We start from the raw sequence: 16152 nt of genomic DNA, 5'->3' as shown, positions 1-16152 counted from the left end.
CGTCAGGATCGATCCAGCAACCGAGGCGGCGGGCGCAGACCCGCGCCATGGTCGGCGATGTCGACCAGGTGGTGAAGCGCCGCAACGATATTGGCGGCCGCCACCGTGCGCAGCTCACCCACGGTGGCCGGGGCGCCGGGAGGTGTCAGCGCGGTGGTGAACCCCAGCCGGGCCGCCTCGGCCAGCCGGCGGTCCATGCCGCTGATCGGACGCAGGTCGCCGGCCAAGCCCACCTCACCGACCACCACCGTGGTCGCCGGCAGCGGCAGTCCCGCGTAGGCCGATGCCAGCGCGATGGCGACGGCCAGATCCGTGGACGGATCGGTCAATCGCATACCGCCCACCGTGGACAGGTAGATGTCGGCGGCCCCGACCGGCAGCTTGGCGTGCTTGTCGAGCACCGCGGTGATCATGGCGGCGCGCGCGTGGTCGATGCCGCTGACCGCCCGGCGCGGCGACCCGCCGGCCGGGTTCGCCAGCAGCGCCTGCACCTCGCCGATCAACGGTCGCTTGCCGTCCAGCGCGACGGTGATCGCGGTGCCGGGCACCGGTTCGCTGCGCTGTTCCAGGAACAGCCCGGACGGGTCGGCGACCCCTTCGATGCCGCTGTCGCACAGCAGAAAACAGCCTACCTCGTCGGTGGCCCCGAAGCGGTTCTTCACGGCCCGCACCATCCGCAGCACCGAGTTTCGGTCGCCGTCGAAATGCAGCACCACGTCGACGAGGTGTTCCAGCGAACGCGGGCCGGCGATCGCACCGTCCTTGGTGACATGACCGACCAGGATCAGCGCCACGTCGCCGGCCTTGGCGGCCGCGGTCAGCGCGGCCGTGACAGCACGCACCTGGGTGACCCCGCCGGCCACCCCGTCGGTGTCGGCGGCGGCGATGGTCTGCACCGAATCGACCACCACCAGCGTCGGCCGCACCGCCTCGATGTGGCCCAACACAGTCTGCAGGTCTGACTCGGCGGCCAGGTAGATCTCGTCGTGGCTGCAGCCGGTGCGCTCGGCACGCAACCGGATCTGCCCGCCGGACTCTTCTCCGGAGACGTACAGCGCCCGCCGCCCCGCGAGCGCCCAACGGTGGGCGACCTCGAGCAGCAGCGTGGACTTGCCCACGCCGGGGTCGCCGGCGAGCAACGTGACCGAGCCGGAGACCACCCCGCCGCCGAGCACCCGGTCGAGTTCGGCCACACCGGTCTGCTGGTGGCGCGCGCTACCGGGCGCGATGGAGCTGATCGGGACCGCGGGCCGGGCCGGTGCGGCAGGCCGCAGGCCGTTCGGCGGCACCGTCGACTCCGCCACCGGGTCGATGCCGCCCCAACTACCGCACTCGGGGCAACGCCCCAGCCATTTCGCGCAGGTGTTCCCGCACTCTGAACAGCGGTACAGCGAACGCGCCTTGGAGGTTCTGGCCACCCGCTGACGGTATCCGCTGGGTCCGACAGCGAGCGCCGGCGACGCGGTCGGTCAGTGGTGCGAAAGTACGCCGGCCGAGATCGGCACGGCGATGCGGACGGGGCCCGCGTTCTTGAAGTCGAACGTGAAGTCGTAGGTCAGCCCGTTGGAGATCGCCTTGTCCAGCGTCACCGTGGCCGCTGCGGTGCTGGCGTTGCTGACCTCGGACAGTGCCTTGGAGGCGGGCGCCGTGGGCAAGTCCGGGCCGGCCGGGGCGCTGACCACCAGGACGCCGCCGGCGGGCACCGACCTGCCGCCGACCACCGACACCTTCCCAATCGAGCTGCTGATTCCGGTGAGCTCCTCGCCGGTGTCCGTCGACTGGTTGGTGGCGACGAACAGCAAATCGACCGTCTGGCCGGCCTCGAGCGCGTCACCGTCCTGCGCGGCCTGGATGCGCACGTCACGCAGTGCCAGATCCCCGACGGTCGCCGAGGTGCCGTTGACCGCGGGCGCCTGGTCGGCGGACTGGGAGATCTGGCCGGTGCCGCAACCGGCGAGTGCCGCGGCGACGGCCAACGCGGTGACGACCCTGTTGAACCGGTTCACTTGAGGCCTCCTGCTCGGCGCGGCGGTTTGTGACTATGCACTGTAGTAGCACGCTTACAGCGGCGGTAGTTCAGGGTTGGGGCTCGCTTGCGGGGTGCCCAGGAGCGTGATCGAGCGCCCCGAACCGGCCCATCGTGGCCCCCGTCATGCATGGTTTGACCTTGCTGTCAAGCCCCCGCCCGGGGCTGCGATGCCCCTGACCTGCACCGTTGTTCGTCCGGTGGCTGAGCGACGTGTTAGCATGGGGTAGCGAAAGGGGCTCAAATCAGATGATCTTTAAGGTCGGAGACACCGTCGTCTATCCACACCACGGTGCAGCGTTAATCGAGGCGATTGAAACCCGGACCATCAAAGGCGAGCAGAAGGACTATCTGGTCCTGAAGGTGGCGCAGGGCGACCTCACCGTTCGAGTTCCCGCTGAAAATGCAGAATATGTCGGCGTGCGCGACGTGGTCGGGCAGGAGGGCCTCGACAAGGTCTTCCAGGTACTGCGCGCCCCGCACACCGAGGAGCCGACCAACTGGTCGCGTCGTTACAAGGCCAACCTGGAAAAACTCGCCTCCGGCGACGTGCACAAGGTAGCCGAAGTGGTTCGTGACCTGTGGCGTCGCGACCAGGAGCGCGGTCTGTCCGCCGGGGAGAAGCGGATGCTGGCCAAGGCGCGCCAGATCCTGGTCGGTGAACTGGCCCTGGCCGAGAACACCGACGACGCCAAGGCGGAGACCATCCTCGACGAGGTGCTGGCCGCGGCCTCCTGACCACCGGAGTATCGGTGGCAAGCACAGTTGCCGTGGTTCCGGCCGCGGGTTCGGGTGTTCGGCTCGGCGCCGGGATTCCCAAGGCGTTCTTTCTGCTCGGCGGGCAGACCCTGGTCGAGCGCACCGTGGCGGTCTTGCGGGAATCCGGCGTCGTCGATCAAGTGGTGGTCGCGGTACCGCCGGACCGCACCGACGAGGCCAAACTGATCCTGGGCAGTAAAGCCATGGTTGTCGCCGGCGGTGAGAACCGCGTCGAATCGGTTCGCCTGGCGCTGGCGAGTGCCGGCGAACCCGACTTCGTATTGGTCCACGATGCCGCACGACCGTTGACCCCGGTGGACCTGGTGGTCCGGGTGGTCGAGGCGCTGCACGCCGGGCAACGGGCGGTGGTTCCCGCGTTGCCGGTGCCCGACACCATCAAGGCCGTCGACGCCAACGGGGTGGTGCTGGGAACCCCGGAGCGGGCCGGCCTGCGGGCGGTGCAGACACCGCAGGGGTTCGCGGCGGACCTGCTGTTGCGGGCCTATCAGCAGGCCGGCGCGGGCACCGAGTTCACCGACGACGCCTCGATGGTCGAGCACATCGGCGGCCAGGTCCAGATCGTCGACGGCGACCCGCTGGCCTTCAAGATCACCACCGCATTGGACGCGGTGCTCGCCGAGGCGGTGCTGAACCGGTGAGCGCGCTGCCGCGGGTCGGGGTGGCCACCGATGTGCATCCCATCGAGCCGGGACGGCCCTGCTGGCTGCTGGGGTTGCTGTTTCCCGACGCCGACGGCTGCGCCGGGCACTCCGACGGCGATGTGGCCGTGCACGCGCTGTGTGACGCGCTGCTGTCGGCGGCAGGGTTGGGGGACCTGGGCACGGTGTTCGGCGTCGACGAGCCGCGCTGGGCCGGGGTAACGGGGGCCGTGATGCTCGGCCATGTGCGCGGGTTGCTCGGCGAGAGCGGATTCACTGTCGGCAATGCCGCGGTGCAGGTCATCGGGAACCGGCCGAAGGTGGGGCCGCGCCGCGCCGAGGCGCAACAACTGCTGTCCGAACTGCTGGGGGCGCCGGTATCGGTGTCGGCGACCACCACCGACGGGCTCGGGCTGACCGGCCGCGGTGAGGGGCTGGCGGCGGTCGCCACCGCGCTGGTGGTGCCGGGCTAGTTCCTTCGAGGATCGGCTAGCACAAACCGATCAGGGCGAGGCCCACGCACACGCCGGTGCCGGCGACCTCGCTACCGATGTTCACGCCGGCATCGGCGAGACCTGGCACCACCGCGTCGCCCAGCGAGTCGAGCACCAAGGACGGGTCGATGTCGGGCACCGATGCGTCGAACGGCACGTCGAGCGGCAAGCCGGTGACCAGGTCGGTGCCGACGTCCGTAGCCGCGCCCGCCAGCAAGTCAGGGTCGAGGGTCAGGTCGAGATTGGCCAGGTCACTGGCGATCGGAGCCGCCAGGCCCCAGGCGTCGGTGGCCGCCGCCGAACCGGCGAAATCCGTAGCCGCGGCCGAAGCGGCCTCCGCGCCGGTGGCCGGGGCTCCCCCGACGAGACTGGTCACACCCGACATCAGCATGGGTGCGAGCATCATGGGCGCGTACATCGCCATCATCGGGCCCATCATCGCCATCGAGCTGCCGATGGAGGCGCCCATGCCGCCGGCGCCGGCGGTCGTGGCACCCGCGGTGGTGGCCTGCTCGGCGTGCTGCTCGGCAACCTGCTGCTGCTGCTCGGCTGCAGCCTGCTGCTCTGCCACCTGCTGCTCTGCAGCCAGCGTCGGCTCATCGGCGTACGCCAACCCTGTACCCGCGAATGTGGCCGCAGCCAGGAGCACACCGGAGACTGCCACCAGACGTTTACTCACTGCCGCAATATATGCCACCCGTAACCACCTGTCCACCGATGCGGTCGTGAGTATCGATTCCTGGGAAATACCTGGTAGCGGCGGTCGCGCCGGTCGCCCACCACCGGCCCGGTAAGCTGGCCCGTCGTGACCGATCGCCCCAGCCTGCGACTGCACGACACGGCAACCGGCGCCGTGCGTGACTTTGTCCCGCTGCGGCCCGGTCAGGTGTCGATCTACCTGTGCGGCGCGACCGTTCAGGCGCCGCCGCACATCGGCCACGTCCGCAGCGGGGTGGCGTTCGATGTGCTGCGCCGATGGCTGACCGCCCGGGGCTACGACGTCGCCTTCGTTCGCAACGTGACCGACATCGATGACAAGATCCTCACCAAGGCCGCCGCGGCCGGCCGGCCCTGGTGGGAGTGGGCCGCCACCTACGAGCGGGAGTTCACCGCCGCCTACGACGCGCTGGGCGTGCTGCCGCCGTCGGTCGAACCGCGTGCCACCGGCCACATCACCCAGATGATCGAGCTGATCGAGCGGCTGATCGACTCGGGCCACGCCTATCCCGGCGGCGGCGACGTGTATTTCGACGTGCTCAGCTATCCCGAATACGGTCAGCTGTCCGGTCACAAGATCGACGACGTGCACCAGGGCGAGGGTGCGGCCACCGGTAAACGCGATCCGCGTGACTTCACGCTGTGGAAGGGCGCCAAGCCCGGCGAGCCCAGCTGGCCGACGCCGTGGGGCCGGGGCCGCCCCGGCTGGCACCTGGAGTGCTCGGCGATGGCTCGGACCTACCTCGGCCCCGAATTCGATATCCATTGCGGTGGAATGGATCTCGTTTTCCCGCACCACGAGAACGAGATCGCTCAGAGTCGTGCCGCCGGTGACGGATTCGCCAACTACTGGCTGCACAACGGCTGGGTCACCCTCGGTGGCGAGAAGATGAGCAAGTCGCTGGGCAACGTGTTGTCGATGTCGGCGGTGCTGCAACGGGTTCGGCCCGCCGAACTGCGCTACTACCTGGGCAGTGCGCACTACCGCTCGATGCTGGAGTTCTCCGAGACCGCCCTGCACGACGCCGTCAACGCCTACGTCGGCATCGAGGACTTCCTGCACCGGGTGCGCAGTCGGGCCGGTGCGGTGGCCGTCGGCACCTGGACGCCCCGGTTCGCCGCCGCGCTCGACGACGACCTCTCGGTGCCGATCGCGCTGGCCGAGGTACACCGGGCCCGCGCGGAGGGCAACCGGGCCCTCGACGCCAGCGATCACGACGGCGCGCTGGCGTCCGCCGGCGCCATCCGCGCCATGATGAACGTGCTGGGCTGCGACCCGCTCGACGAACGGTGGGAATCGCGCGACGAGACCTCGGCGGCACTGGCGGCGGTCGACGTGCTGGTGCGTGCCGAACTACAACGCCGGGAAACCGCTCGCACGGAACGGGATTGGCAGCTGGCCGACGAGATCCGCGGCAGGCTCAAAGACGCCGGCATCGACGTCACCGACACCGGGGACGGCCCGCAGTGGTCGCTGCTGCTCGACGGGGCGGGCTAGATGGCCGGCAACTCCAAACGCAAGGGTGCGGTGCGCAAGCCCGGTACCAAGAAGGGCCCGACCGTCGGTTCCGGCGGGCAGCGGCGTCGCGGGCTCGAGGGTCGCGGCGCCACGCCGCCGGCGCACCTGCGCGAGTATCACCCGGCCGCCAAAGCCGCCAAGCGCGCCGCCAAGCAGCGGGCCTATCGGACCGCCAAGCGCACCGACGAGAACGAAACCGTGCTGGGCCGCAACCCGGTGCTGGAGTGTCTGCGGGCCGGGATCCCGGCCACCGCACTGTATGTCGCACTCGGCGCCGAGGCGGATGAGCGCTTGACCGAATCGGTAACGAGGGCAGCCGATTCCGGGCTGCCGATCCTGGAGGTCCCCCGGTCGGACCTGGACAAGATGACCACCAACGGCCTGCACCAGGGCATCGCGCTGCAGGTGCCGCCGTACAACTACGCGCACCCCGACGACCTGCTGGCCGCGGCGCGGAAGGATGTCGCGCCTGCGCTGCTGGTTGCGTTGGACAACATCTCCGACCCGCGCAACCTCGGCGCCATCGTGCGGTCGGTGGCGGCATTCGGCGGTCACGGCGTGCTCATCCCGCAGCGCCGGTCCGCGTCAGTCACGGCGGTCGCCTGGCGCACCAGTGCCGGTGCGGCGGCCCGTATCCCGGTCGGGCGCGCACCCAACTTGACGCAAACTCTCAAAGGGTGGGCGGACCGCGGCCTGCAGGTGGTCGGGTTGGACGCCGGCGGTGACACCGTGGTCGACGAGTTGGACGGGACCGGACCGATGGTGCTGGTCGTCGGCTCCGAGGGTAAAGGCTTGTCCCGGCTGGTCCGACAGAACTGCGATGCGATCGTGTCGATTCCGATGGCCGGGCCCACCGAGTCGCTCAACGCGTCGGTGGCCGCCGGGGTGGTGCTGGCCGAGATCGCCCGCCAGCGACGGTGATCCGTCGCGCTGCCGTCGCGACAGTGGCGGTGGCTGCGGTGCTCGCCGGCTCCCCGGTTGCGGCGCAGCCGGCGAGTTTCGATCTGCAGGCGCATCGCGGCGGGCGCGGCGAGACCACCGAGGAGTCGCTGCGCGCGTTCGCCAAGGCGATCGAATCTGGGGTCACCACTTTAGAACTGGATATCGTGCTGACCCGAGATGCCCAGCCGCTGGTCTGGCACGATCTGGTGATCGAGCCCGCCAAGTGCGCCGATACCGGGCCGGTCGTCGCCGCAGACCCCGACTACCCGTACCTGGGCAAGCGGGTGGCCGACCTCACCCTGGCCCAGCTGCGCACCCTGGACTGCGGTCAACCGCTGCCGGAGTTCCCCGATGCGGAAGTGGTGCGCGGCAACGTGATCGCGACGCTGCCCGAGGTCTTCGCCCTGGCCGACTCCTACCGCTCCGGCGTGCGCTACAACATCGAGACCAAGGTCGACGGCGGCAACCAACGGCAGATCGTCGAGGTGATCCTGGCGGCGGTGCGGGCCGGCGGCAAGCTCGACGCCGTCGAGATCCAGAGCTTCGACTGGCGCACCCTGTCGCTGGTGCGCGCCGCCGAGCCGGCCATTCCGCTTGTCGCGCTGTGGGAACGGGGCCCGGACCCGATCACCGGCGCCGCGGCCGTCGGTGCCGACGGGGTGTCCCCGGATCACCGGATCGTCGACCGGGCCTTCGTCGAGCGCGCCCACGCCGCCGGGCTCAGGGTGGTTCCGTGGACCGTCAACGATGCCGACGCGATGCGCCGGCAGATCGCCGCCGGGGTCGACGGGTTCATCACCGACTACCCGAGTCGGGCACGCGCGGTGCTGGCCGAGTCCGGTATGCCGCTGCCGCCTGCGACCGGTTAGGCGCCCAACAGCCGCGCGCCGGCCCACAGCGCCAGCACCGCGGCCAGCAGGGTCGGCGGAACCGTGCACAGCCCCAGTCGGGTGTACTCGCCGACACCGGCCGGGACGCCATACCGGCGCAGCACCCGGCGCCACAACAAGTTCGACAATGAGCCGGCATAGGTCAGGTTGGGGCCGATGTTGACCCCGATCAGCACCGCCAGCACCGCCACCGGGCCGGCGGGTGCCACCAGCGGCGCCAGCACCAGCGTGGCGGGCAGGTTGTTGACCAGGTTGGCCAGCACCGCGGCCACCGCCGCCACGCCGAGCAGCGCCGCGAGCCCGGAGCCCGCCGGCAGCAGCGCACTCATCCGGTCGCCCAGACCGTTGTCGACGACCGCGCGCACCACCACACCGAGGGCCAGGACGAACACCAGAAAGCCCGCGTTGGCGGCCCGCAGTATGCCGACCGGGGTGCTGCGCCGCAGCACCAGGCCGCGTCCGGCCAGCACGGTGGCGCCGGCCACCGCCGCCCACGCGGGCGCCACGCCGAACGTCTCGGCGACCACGAAACCGGCCAGCGTCAGACCCAGCACCACCAATGCGAAGACCGGGACCGGGGGAGGCGGGCCGGCCCGCAGGTGCTCCGGCGTCGCGCGCAGATCGGCGCGGAAGAACCACCTGAAGATCAGGTAGACCACCGCCGTCGCAACGAGCCACGGCGCCGCCATCAGCGCGGTGAACCGCACGAACGACAGGCCGGTCGCCTGGAAGGCCAGCAGGTTGGTCAGGTTGGACACCGGGAGCAGCAGTGATGCCGTGTTGGCCAGGTGCGCGGTCGCATAGGCGTGCGGGCGTATCGGCGCGCGGCGGCGCCGGACCATCATCAACACCACCGGGGTCAGCAGCACCACTGTCGCGTCCAGGCTCAATACCGCGGTCAGGCAGGCCGCGATGACGAAGACCCGGCGCAGCAGGTGCTGTGGCGGCCCGACATCGGCGCGGGCCATCGCCGCCCCGGCCGCCTCGAACAACCCCTCGTCGTCGCAGAGTTGTGCCAGCACTAGCACCGCACCCAGGAACGCGACGACGTGCAGCAGCGTGGCGACTTCGGCTGCCGCGTCGTGCACCGAGATCGCCCCGGTCGCAATCAGGATGGCCGCGGCCGGCACCGCCGCGAACAGTTCCGGCCAGCCTCGCGGTCTGGCCACCGCGAAGCCCAGCACCACGACGAGCAGCAGCAGTGCGAGTATCGGATTCAGCGCCACGGGTCTTCGCGCCGCCACACCGTGGGAAGGTGCAGCGCGACGCCGTCGGCCTCGGCCAGCTCGCAGAGGATCCGCATCGAGAAATCCAGATCATCACCGGCGTAAGGCAAGGCACGCAACGGCTTTGACAGTGGCCGGAAGAAATCGTCCCAGTGGGTCAACACGACCGTCTTCGCGCCGACGGTGCGCACCGTCTCCGACCAGTAGTCGACGAGGTATTGACGGGGTTGCAGGCCGAGTTGGCCCACACCCAGGTACACCACCTCGGCGCGGTGACCGGCCAGCGCGCCGGGAACGAACCCGGCGCTGCCGACGATCAGCAGGCCGTGCCCCGAGGGCCGGTGGGTCACCAGCGCCGACCATGCCTCACCGCACTTGTAGGCCGACGCCTTGACCGGCGGAACCACCGCGGTGGTGATGACACCGGGGAAGCGGTCCGGCGGGCAGTGCCGCGACTCGACCAGGGTGACGTCGTAGGCGCCCAGCGTGATGGGTGTCCCCGGAACGGCAACGATCAAGCGATCGTCTGAGAGCCCTTGGCCGCGGCCGATATTGGCGGCAGACTGACCACCAACCAGTGCTGCACCGGTGCGTTCGGCCACCACCGCTGAGTCCAGCGCGTGATCGATGTGGGTGTGCAGGGGGATCAGTGCGGCCAGCTCACGCGCCCCGGCCCGGGCCAGGCAGCCGTCGATGCGAGCAGCCGACGGCGACACCTTGCGCAACGCCACCCGGATCAGACCCGGACGCGAGAAGTAGCCGTCGGTCATCAGCGCCGACGATCCGTCGTCGATCAGCATGCTGGTCACGCCGAGCCACGTCACCCACAGCGGTGCGTCCCGCGCCGCGGCCGGGACGGTGAACCGGTGCGCGTACCTGCCGATGTCGGGGCGGCCGGGCTTGAGACGCATCGGCGGGCGGGGTCAGACCTTGGGGCTGTCGTCGTCGCCGATCAGCAGCCGCACCGCCAGGTCCAGTCGCGTGGTGAAGTCGGTCGCCGACGCCCGCCGGGTCAGCCAGGCGAGCAGGTTGGACAACCACACATCGGAGATGACCCGGGAGATGTGGTACTGCTCCTCGGTCGGCTCGCCGTCGCTCATCGCCCCGGCGAACATCGAGTCGATCAGCTTCTGGACGTGGTCGACCTCACCGGCGGCCGACGCGTCGGCGAAAACGTAGGCCCGGGTCATGGCTTCGGTGAGCAGTGGGTTGCGCTGCATGGCGCGGTTGAGTTTGTTGACCACGAGGTTGAGCCGCTGATGCCGGGTGGTTTCGGCGTAGGTGGCCGGGTCGGGCTTGGTCTCGACGCGCGCGATCTCGCGGCCCATCGCCGAGACCAGCAGGTGGACCTTCGACGGGAAGTACCGGTAGAGGGTGCCCACGGCGACGTCGGCGCGGTCGGCGACCGCACGCATCTGCACCGCGTCGTAGCCGCCCTTGGAGGCGATGGCCAACGTGGCGTCCAGGATGCGCTTGCGCCGTTCCCGCTGCGCCTCGGAACCGAGGTCGGACTCGGTCAGCACGGCCACGCTGGTGACCTCGCGGGGCTGGATGCCGGCTCCGCGGCCTGGGTTGCTGTCGGCTGGTGACGACATGAGAGGGGCAGCTCCTTCAGTTGGCCTACTCGCCAGTAACGATACGCATCGCGTAGCTGAATCTCTCACTCCCAACACCGGCGGGACGTGATGTGTCCTGCCACAATGGTTCGACTTGACGTTTGGACGCTGGCACTATTAGAACACGTTCTAGTGAGCGTGGTGGGTCTTCTCACCACCGAAATTCCATACCGCCATGAGCCCGAGGAGTCCAGCGTGTCAGCGAATACCACGGAGACCAGTGCCGCCGACCAGTTCGCCGCCCGCGAGCTGGTCCGTGACTGGGCCGCCGCAGCCGGCACCGCGGAGGCGATTCGCGCCGTGGAACTCGGCGAAACCGACGCCTGGAAACCGGTTTTCGCCCGGCTGGCCGAGTTGGGTCTATTCGGGGTGGCCGTCCCCGAGGAGTGCGGGGGCGCCGGCGGCCGGCTCGAAGACCTGTGCGCGATGGTCGACGAGGCCGCCAAGGCGCTGGTGCCGGGTCCGGTGGCGACCACCGCGCTGGCCACCCTGGTGGTCGCCGATCCCCAGCTGACCGAAGCCCTGGCAGTCGGTGAGCGGGTCGCCGGGGTTGCGATCGACGCCAGCCTGCACTTCGACGCCGCGGCCGGGAAGGTCTCCGGCACCGCCGAGTGGGTGCTGGGAGCGACCGCTGACGCGCTGCTGGTGCTGCCGGCCGGGCAGGACTGGGTGCTGGTGGATTCCCGGGCCGACGGGGTCGATGTCGAGCCGCTGATCGCGACCGACTTCTCCCGACCGCTGGCGAAGGTGACGTTGTCGGACGCGCCGGCCGTAATTCTGGAGTCGGGCGGCCGCGTGGAGAACCTGGCGGTCACGGTGCTGTCCGCCGAGGCGGCCGGTGTTGCTCGCTGGGCACTGGACACCGCCGTCGCCTATGCGAAGGTCCGTGAGCAGTTCGGCAAGCCGATCGGCAGCTTCCAGGCCGTCAAACACCTGTGCGCCGAGATGCTGTGCCGTGCCGAACAGGCGGCGGTGGCGGCGGCCGACGCGGCTCGCGCCGCCTCGGACTCCGATCAGCAGCAGTTCGCAATCGCCGCCGCGGTGGCCGCCGCGATCTGCATCGATGCCGCCAAGGCCAACGCCAAGGACTGCATCCAGGTGCTCGGCGGCATCGGCATCACCTGGGAACACGACGCCCACTTGTACCTGCGTCGGGCCTACGGCATCGGCCAGGCGCTGGGCGGACAGGAGCGCTGGCTGCGCCGTACTACCGCGCTGACCCGGGCCGGGGTGCGGCGCCGGCTGGAGGTCGACCTCGACGACGCGGCGAGCGACATCCGGCCCGAGATCGCCGAGGCGGCGGCCCGAATCGCCGCGCTACCCGAGGAGCAGCGCCAGGTGGCGCTCGCCGAATCGGGCCTGTTGGCGCCGCACTGGCCGGCCCCCTACGGCCGCGCCGCCGGGCCCGCCGAGCAGCTGGTGATCGACCAGGAGCTCGCCGCCGCCGGTGTCGCGCGCCCCGACCTGGTGATCGGATGGTGGGCGGCACCGACGATCCTCGAGCACGGCACGCCCGAACAGATCGAGCGCTTCATCCCGGCCACCCTGACCGGCGAGGTGTTCTGGTGCCAGCTGTTCTCCGAGCCGGGCGCCGGCTCGGATCTGGCGGCGCTGCGAACCAAGGCGGTCAAGGTCGACGGCGGCTGGCGACTGACCGGGCAGAAGGTGTGGACCTCGCGGGCGGACGACTCGCAGTGGGGCATCTGCCTGGCCCGCACCGACGCCGACGCGCCGAAACATAAAGGCATCACCTATTTCCTGCTCGACATGTCCGCCGAGGGCATCGACATCCGGCCGCTGCGCGAGATCACCGGTGATGCGCTGTTCAATGAGGTCTTCCTCGACGACGTGTTCGTGCCCGACGAGATGGTGGTGGGCGGCGTCAACGACGGCTGGCGGCTGGCCCGCACCACGTTGGCCAACGAGCGGGTCGCGATCGCCGGCGGCACCGCGCTGGGCAACCCGATGGAGGAACTGCTGAAAGCCCTGTTCGGCGGGCAGCACGATCGGGAACCGGACACCGCCACCGCCGACCGGCTGGCTCGGCTGATCATCGCCGCCCAGGCGGGTTCGTTGCTGGATCAGCGCATTGCTCAGCTCGCCGTCGGCGGCCAGGATCCCGGCTCGGAGTCCTCGGTCCGCAAGCTGATCGGGGTGCGCTACCGCCAGGACCTGGCCGAGTATCGGATGGAGGTGGCCGACGGGGCCGGCGCCGTGTCCGGGCGCCCGGTGCACGACTTCCTCAATACCCGCTGCCTCTCGATCGCCGGCGGCACCGAACAGATCCTGCTGACGCTGGCCGCTGAACGGCTGCTGGGGCTGCCGCGCGGGTAGCTTCCCGGCACTGCGGGTACCCCCCTGTCGGAAACGCAGCCGACGAACGGAGTGGTGGTGCCGGGCCGAATCGAGGTCGATGGCGTTACGCCGGTTGTGTCCTGCGGCAGGTATCCCGCCAAAGCCGTGGTGGGCGAGGTGGTACCGGTCGAGGCCGCCGTCTGGCGCGACGGACACGATGCTGTCGCGGCCACCTTGGTGGTGGGCTACCTCGGCCGCGACTACCCGGCACCCCCGGGTCCGCACGGGCTGGACCAGGACGCCCCGGAGGGCCGTGCCGCATGCCCGCGAACCGAGCCACTGCTGGTAGCGATGACGGCCGGTGCGCAACCCTACGTTTTTCACGGTCAGTTCGTTCCCGACCAGATCGGGTTGTGGTCGTTTCGGGTCGACGGCTGGACCGATTCGATCCGCAGCTGGCGCGACGCGGTGCTGGCGAAGCTCGACGCCGGCCAGGGCGAAGCCGAGCTGTCCAACGATCTGTTGATCGGCGCCGAGTTGTTCGACCGTGCCGCCGCGGCGGCACCGGTCGGCAGCCGCCGGCCGCTGTCGGTCGCCGCCGCCGCGTTACGCGACCCCGGCGATCCGCTGACCCGGTCGGCGCCGGCGTTGTCGGACGACGTCGCCGAGCTGCTCGGCCGCTATCCGCTGCGTGACCTGCTCACCCGGGGACGACAGCAGCTGGTCTGGGTGGATCGGCCGCTGGCCCGCTTCAGCGCCTGGTATGAGATCTTCCCGCGCTCCACCGGCGGCTGGGACTCGGCAGGAAACCCGGTGCACGGCACGCTGGCCACCGCGGCAGCAGCGCTGCCGCGCATCGCCGGGATGGGGTTCGACGTGGTGTACCTGCCGCCGATCCACCCGATCGGAAAGATTCACCGGAAGGGTCGTGACAACAGCGCTGTCGCCGAGTCGGGTGACGTCGGTTCACCGTGGGCGATCGGCAGTGACGAGGGCGGTCACGACGCGGTTCACCCCGCCCTGGGGTCGCTCGAGGATTTCGACCGCTTCGTCGCCCGGGCACGCGAGCTCGGTTTGGAGGTGGCCCTCGACCTGGCGTTGCAGTGCGCGCCCGATCACCCGTGGGTTCGCCGTCATCGCCAGTGGTTCACCGAACTGCCCGACGGCACGATCGCCTACGCCGAGAACCCCCCGAAGAAATACCAGGACATCTACCCACTGAACTTCGACAACGATCCGGCCGGCTTGTACGCCGAGGTGCTTCGGGTGGTGCAGCACTGGATCAAGCACGGAGTCAAGGTGTTTCGGGTCGACAATCCGCACACCAAGCCGCCCGACTTCTGGGCGTGGCTGATCGCGAAGGTGAAGGCCGCCGATCCGGACGTGGTGTTCTTGTCCGAGGCGTTCACCCCGCCGGCACGCCAGTACGGACTGGCCAAACTCGGTTTCACGCAGTCCTACACCTACTTCACCTGGCGCACCTCCAAGGCCGAGCTCGTCGAATTCGGCGACGAGATCGCCGAACTCGCAGATTTCCGCCGTCCGAACCTATTCGTCAACACACCGGACATCCTGCACGCCAGCCTGCAACACCACGGTCCCGGCATGTTCGCGATCCGGGCGGTGCTGGCGGCGACGATGGGCCCGTCGTGGGGGGTGTACTCCGGTTATGAGTTGTTCGAACACCAAGCCCTGCGTGAAGGAAGCGAAGAATACCTTCACTCGGAGAAATACGAGTTGCGGCCACGCGATTTCGCCACCGCCTTGGAGCAGGGCCGATCGCTAGAACCGTTCATCGCGCGACTCAACGCCATTCGCCGCAGTCATCCCGCGCTGCAGCAACTGCGAACCCTGCACTTCCACCATGTCGACAACGATGCGCTGTTGGCCTACAGCAAGTTCGATCCGGTCAGCGGCGACACGGTGCTGGTGGTGGTGACGCTGAACGCGTTCGCCGCCGAGGAGGCGACGCTGTCGCTGGACATGGCGGCGTTGGGAATGCAGGCCTACCAGCGTTTCTGGGTGCGTGACGAGATCAGCGGGGAGGAATACCAATGGGGACAGCAGAATTACGTACGACTCGACCCGGGCCGCGCGGTCGCCCATATCGTCAACATGCCGGTGATGGGCGCCGGCGTGCGAGCCGGCCTTGAGTGAGGGGAAGGCCCGATGACCCGAAGCAAACACACGTCCGCCGGCCGGCTGGCGGTGAATCCCGAGGACATCAACCGGTTGCTGTCCGGTGTGTACCACGATCCCCACGCCATCCTCGGCGCGCACGACGACCGTGAACGCACGGTGATCCGAACACTGCGGCCGGGCGCTGCCGCGGTGACCGTCCTGGTGGGCGGTGACCGGTTGTCGATGAAGCAGGTGGCCGAAGGGCTGTTCGCCGCGACGTTGCCGTTCGCCGACTTGATCGACTACCGGTTGCTGATCGACTATCCCGGCGTCGCGGAACCGCAGACCGTGGCCGACGGATATCGTTTCCTGCCGACGCTGGGCGAGGTTGACCTGCATCTGTTCGCCGAGGGAAGACACGAACGGCTGTGGGACGTGCTCGGCGCTCATCCCCGCGCGTTCACCACCGCAGACGGGACCGTGACCGGGGTGTCGTTCGCGGTGTGGGCGCCCAACGCCAGGGGGGTGGGCCTGATCAGTGACGTCACCGGTTGGGAGGGCATCGGCGCACCGATGCGGGCCCTCGGCTCTTCGGGCGTGTGGGAGCTGTTCTGGCCGGGCTTTCCGATCGGCGGCCTGTACAAGTTCCGGATTCACGGCGCCGACGACGTCGTCACCGAACGCGCCGACCCGATGGCGTTCTCCGCCGAAGTCCCGCCGCAGACCGCCTCCCGGGTGACCACCAGCGGTCATACCTGGCACGACGACGAGTGGATGAGCCGGCGCCCCGCGGGGAATCCGGCACTGGAAGCGATGAGCATCTACGAGGTGCACCTCGGGTCGTGGCGTCCCGGTCTGAGTTATCGCCAGCTCGCGGTGGAGCTGACC

General features: G+C 69.7%; 15 protein-coding genes. 9 read left to right on the top strand and 6 right to left on the bottom strand.

All coding sequences use genetic code 11. The annotated features are described in order from the left end of the window. Window positions 1-2 precede the first annotated feature (2 nt). Together radA and BST10_RS16030 are read right to left on the bottom strand one after the other, a co-directional pair. Window positions 3-1418 carry a DNA repair protein RadA gene (radA, locus tag BST10_RS16035; RefSeq protein ID WP_083038972.1) on the bottom strand — a complete coding sequence of 472 codons (1416 nt, stop codon included), beginning with the start codon at window positions 1416-1418 and terminating at the stop codon, window positions 3-5. Between the two features lie 51 nt (window positions 1419-1469). Then, window positions 1470-2006 (bottom strand): copper chaperone PCu(A)C domain-containing protein, encoded by a 537-nt coding sequence (locus BST10_RS16030; protein ID WP_083038970.1) that lies wholly within the window; start codon window positions 2004-2006, stop codon window positions 1470-1472. A 269-nt stretch (window positions 2007-2275) separates the two neighbouring features. Between BST10_RS16030 and carD the strand changes: the two genes are divergently transcribed. Genes carD through ispF form a run of 3 tightly spaced genes read left to right on the top strand, consistent with a single transcriptional unit; the run spans window position 2276 to window position 3917 of the window. Continuing rightward, window positions 2276-2764, top strand: a complete 489-nt coding sequence (gene carD, locus BST10_RS16025) for an RNA polymerase-binding transcription factor CarD (protein ID WP_013830798.1) — start codon at window positions 2276-2278, stop codon at window positions 2762-2764. A 14-nt stretch (window positions 2765-2778) separates the two neighbouring features. Next, window positions 2779-3444, top strand: coding sequence for a 2-C-methyl-D-erythritol 4-phosphate cytidylyltransferase (gene ispD / locus BST10_RS16020; RefSeq protein ID WP_083038969.1), 666 nt, complete (start codon window positions 2779-2781; stop codon window positions 3442-3444). Further along, window positions 3441-3917, top strand: coding sequence for a 2-C-methyl-D-erythritol 2,4-cyclodiphosphate synthase (ispF, locus tag BST10_RS16015; protein ID WP_083038967.1), 477 nt, complete (start codon window positions 3441-3443; stop codon window positions 3915-3917). Before ispD ends, ispF begins: the two co-directional genes overlap by 4 nt. A gap of 16 nt (window positions 3918-3933) precedes the next feature. Here ispF and BST10_RS16010 read toward each other — a convergent pair whose 3' ends face one another. Continuing rightward, the gene (locus tag BST10_RS16010; RefSeq protein WP_083038966.1) at window positions 3934-4617 is read right to left on the bottom strand and encodes a hypothetical protein; all 684 of its coding nucleotides are present in this window, start codon (window positions 4615-4617) and stop codon (window positions 3934-3936) included. A 126-nt stretch (window positions 4618-4743) separates the two neighbouring features. Between BST10_RS16010 and cysS the strand changes: the two genes are divergently transcribed. The 3 genes from cysS to BST10_RS15995 are packed head-to-tail and all read left to right on the top strand — an operon-like array spanning window position 4744 to window position 7985. Beyond that, the gene (cysS, locus tag BST10_RS16005; RefSeq protein ID WP_083038964.1) at window positions 4744-6153 is read left to right on the top strand and encodes a cysteine--tRNA ligase; all 1410 of its coding nucleotides are present in this window, start codon (window positions 4744-4746) and stop codon (window positions 6151-6153) included. Then, window positions 6154-7095 (top strand): 23S rRNA (guanosine(2251)-2'-O)-methyltransferase RlmB, encoded by a 942-nt coding sequence (gene rlmB, locus BST10_RS16000; RefSeq protein ID WP_013830793.1) that lies wholly within the window; start codon window positions 6154-6156, stop codon window positions 7093-7095. A gap of 29 nt (window positions 7096-7124) precedes the next feature. Further along, window positions 7125-7985: a glycerophosphodiester phosphodiesterase family protein gene (locus BST10_RS15995; protein ID WP_371869230.1), complete on the top strand. Its 861-nt coding sequence runs from the start codon at window positions 7125-7127 to the stop codon at window positions 7983-7985. On the opposite strand, the gene BST10_RS15990 is transcribed toward BST10_RS15995, so the two are convergent. From BST10_RS15990 to kstR, 3 genes are read right to left on the bottom strand one after another with little or no spacing between them, the layout of a single operon-like run. Then, window positions 7982-9226, bottom strand: coding sequence for an SLC13 family permease (locus tag BST10_RS15990; protein ID WP_235620679.1), 1245 nt, complete (start codon window positions 9224-9226; stop codon window positions 7982-7984). The two genes, BST10_RS15995 and BST10_RS15990, sit on opposite strands and share 4 nt — an antisense overlap. Continuing rightward, the gene (locus tag BST10_RS15985; RefSeq protein WP_083038961.1) at window positions 9223-10143 is read right to left on the bottom strand and encodes an MBL fold metallo-hydrolase; all 921 of its coding nucleotides are present in this window, start codon (window positions 10141-10143) and stop codon (window positions 9223-9225) included. The genes BST10_RS15990 and BST10_RS15985 overlap by 4 nt, the downstream gene beginning before the upstream one ends. A gap of 12 nt (window positions 10144-10155) precedes the next feature. Continuing rightward, window positions 10156-10827 (bottom strand): cholesterol catabolism transcriptional regulator KstR, encoded by a 672-nt coding sequence (kstR, locus tag BST10_RS15980; RefSeq protein ID WP_041318956.1) that lies wholly within the window; start codon window positions 10825-10827, stop codon window positions 10156-10158. 216 nt (window positions 10828-11043) lie between these two features. On the opposite strand from kstR, the gene BST10_RS15975 reads away from it, so the two are divergent. The 3 genes from BST10_RS15975 to BST10_RS15965 form a co-directional block, all read left to right on the top strand. Next, entirely contained in the window at window positions 11044-13182 is a 2139-nt protein-coding gene (locus BST10_RS15975) for an acyl-CoA dehydrogenase family protein (protein WP_083038959.1), read from the top strand. Window positions 13183-13233: 51 nt separating this feature from the next. Continuing rightward, window positions 13234-15300, top strand: a complete 2067-nt coding sequence (locus tag BST10_RS15970; RefSeq protein ID WP_083038958.1) for an alpha-1,4-glucan--maltose-1-phosphate maltosyltransferase — start codon at window positions 13234-13236, stop codon at window positions 15298-15300. 12 nt (window positions 15301-15312) lie between these two features. Next, window positions 15313-16152, top strand: an 840-nt coding sequence (locus tag BST10_RS15965; RefSeq protein WP_423226885.1) for a GlgB N-terminal domain-containing protein, incomplete at its 3' end; no start/stop codon positions are given.

The sequence above is a fragment of the Mycolicibacter algericus DSM 45454 genome (assembly GCF_002086455.1).
Lineage (GTDB): Bacteria > Actinomycetota > Actinomycetes > Mycobacteriales > Mycobacteriaceae > Mycobacterium > Mycobacterium algericum.
Note: the sequence above shows the minus strand (reverse complement) of the source record. Positions and strands in the feature narration are given on the sequence as shown.

Coding starts and splice junctions, on each gene's coding strand:
- carD (WP_013830798.1), top strand. CDS start 2,276: ATGATCTTTAAGGTCGGAGACACCGTCGTCTATCCACACCACGGTGCA.
- rlmB (WP_013830793.1), top strand. CDS start 6,154: ATGGCCGGCAACTCCAAACGCAAGGGTGCGGTGCGCAAGCCCGGTACC.
- BST10_RS15985 (WP_083038961.1), bottom strand. CDS start 10,143: ATGCGTCTCAAGCCCGGCCGCCCCGACATCGGCAGGTACGCGCACCGG.
- kstR (WP_041318956.1), bottom strand. CDS start 10,827: ATGTCGTCACCAGCCGACAGCAACCCAGGCCGCGGAGCCGGCATCCAG.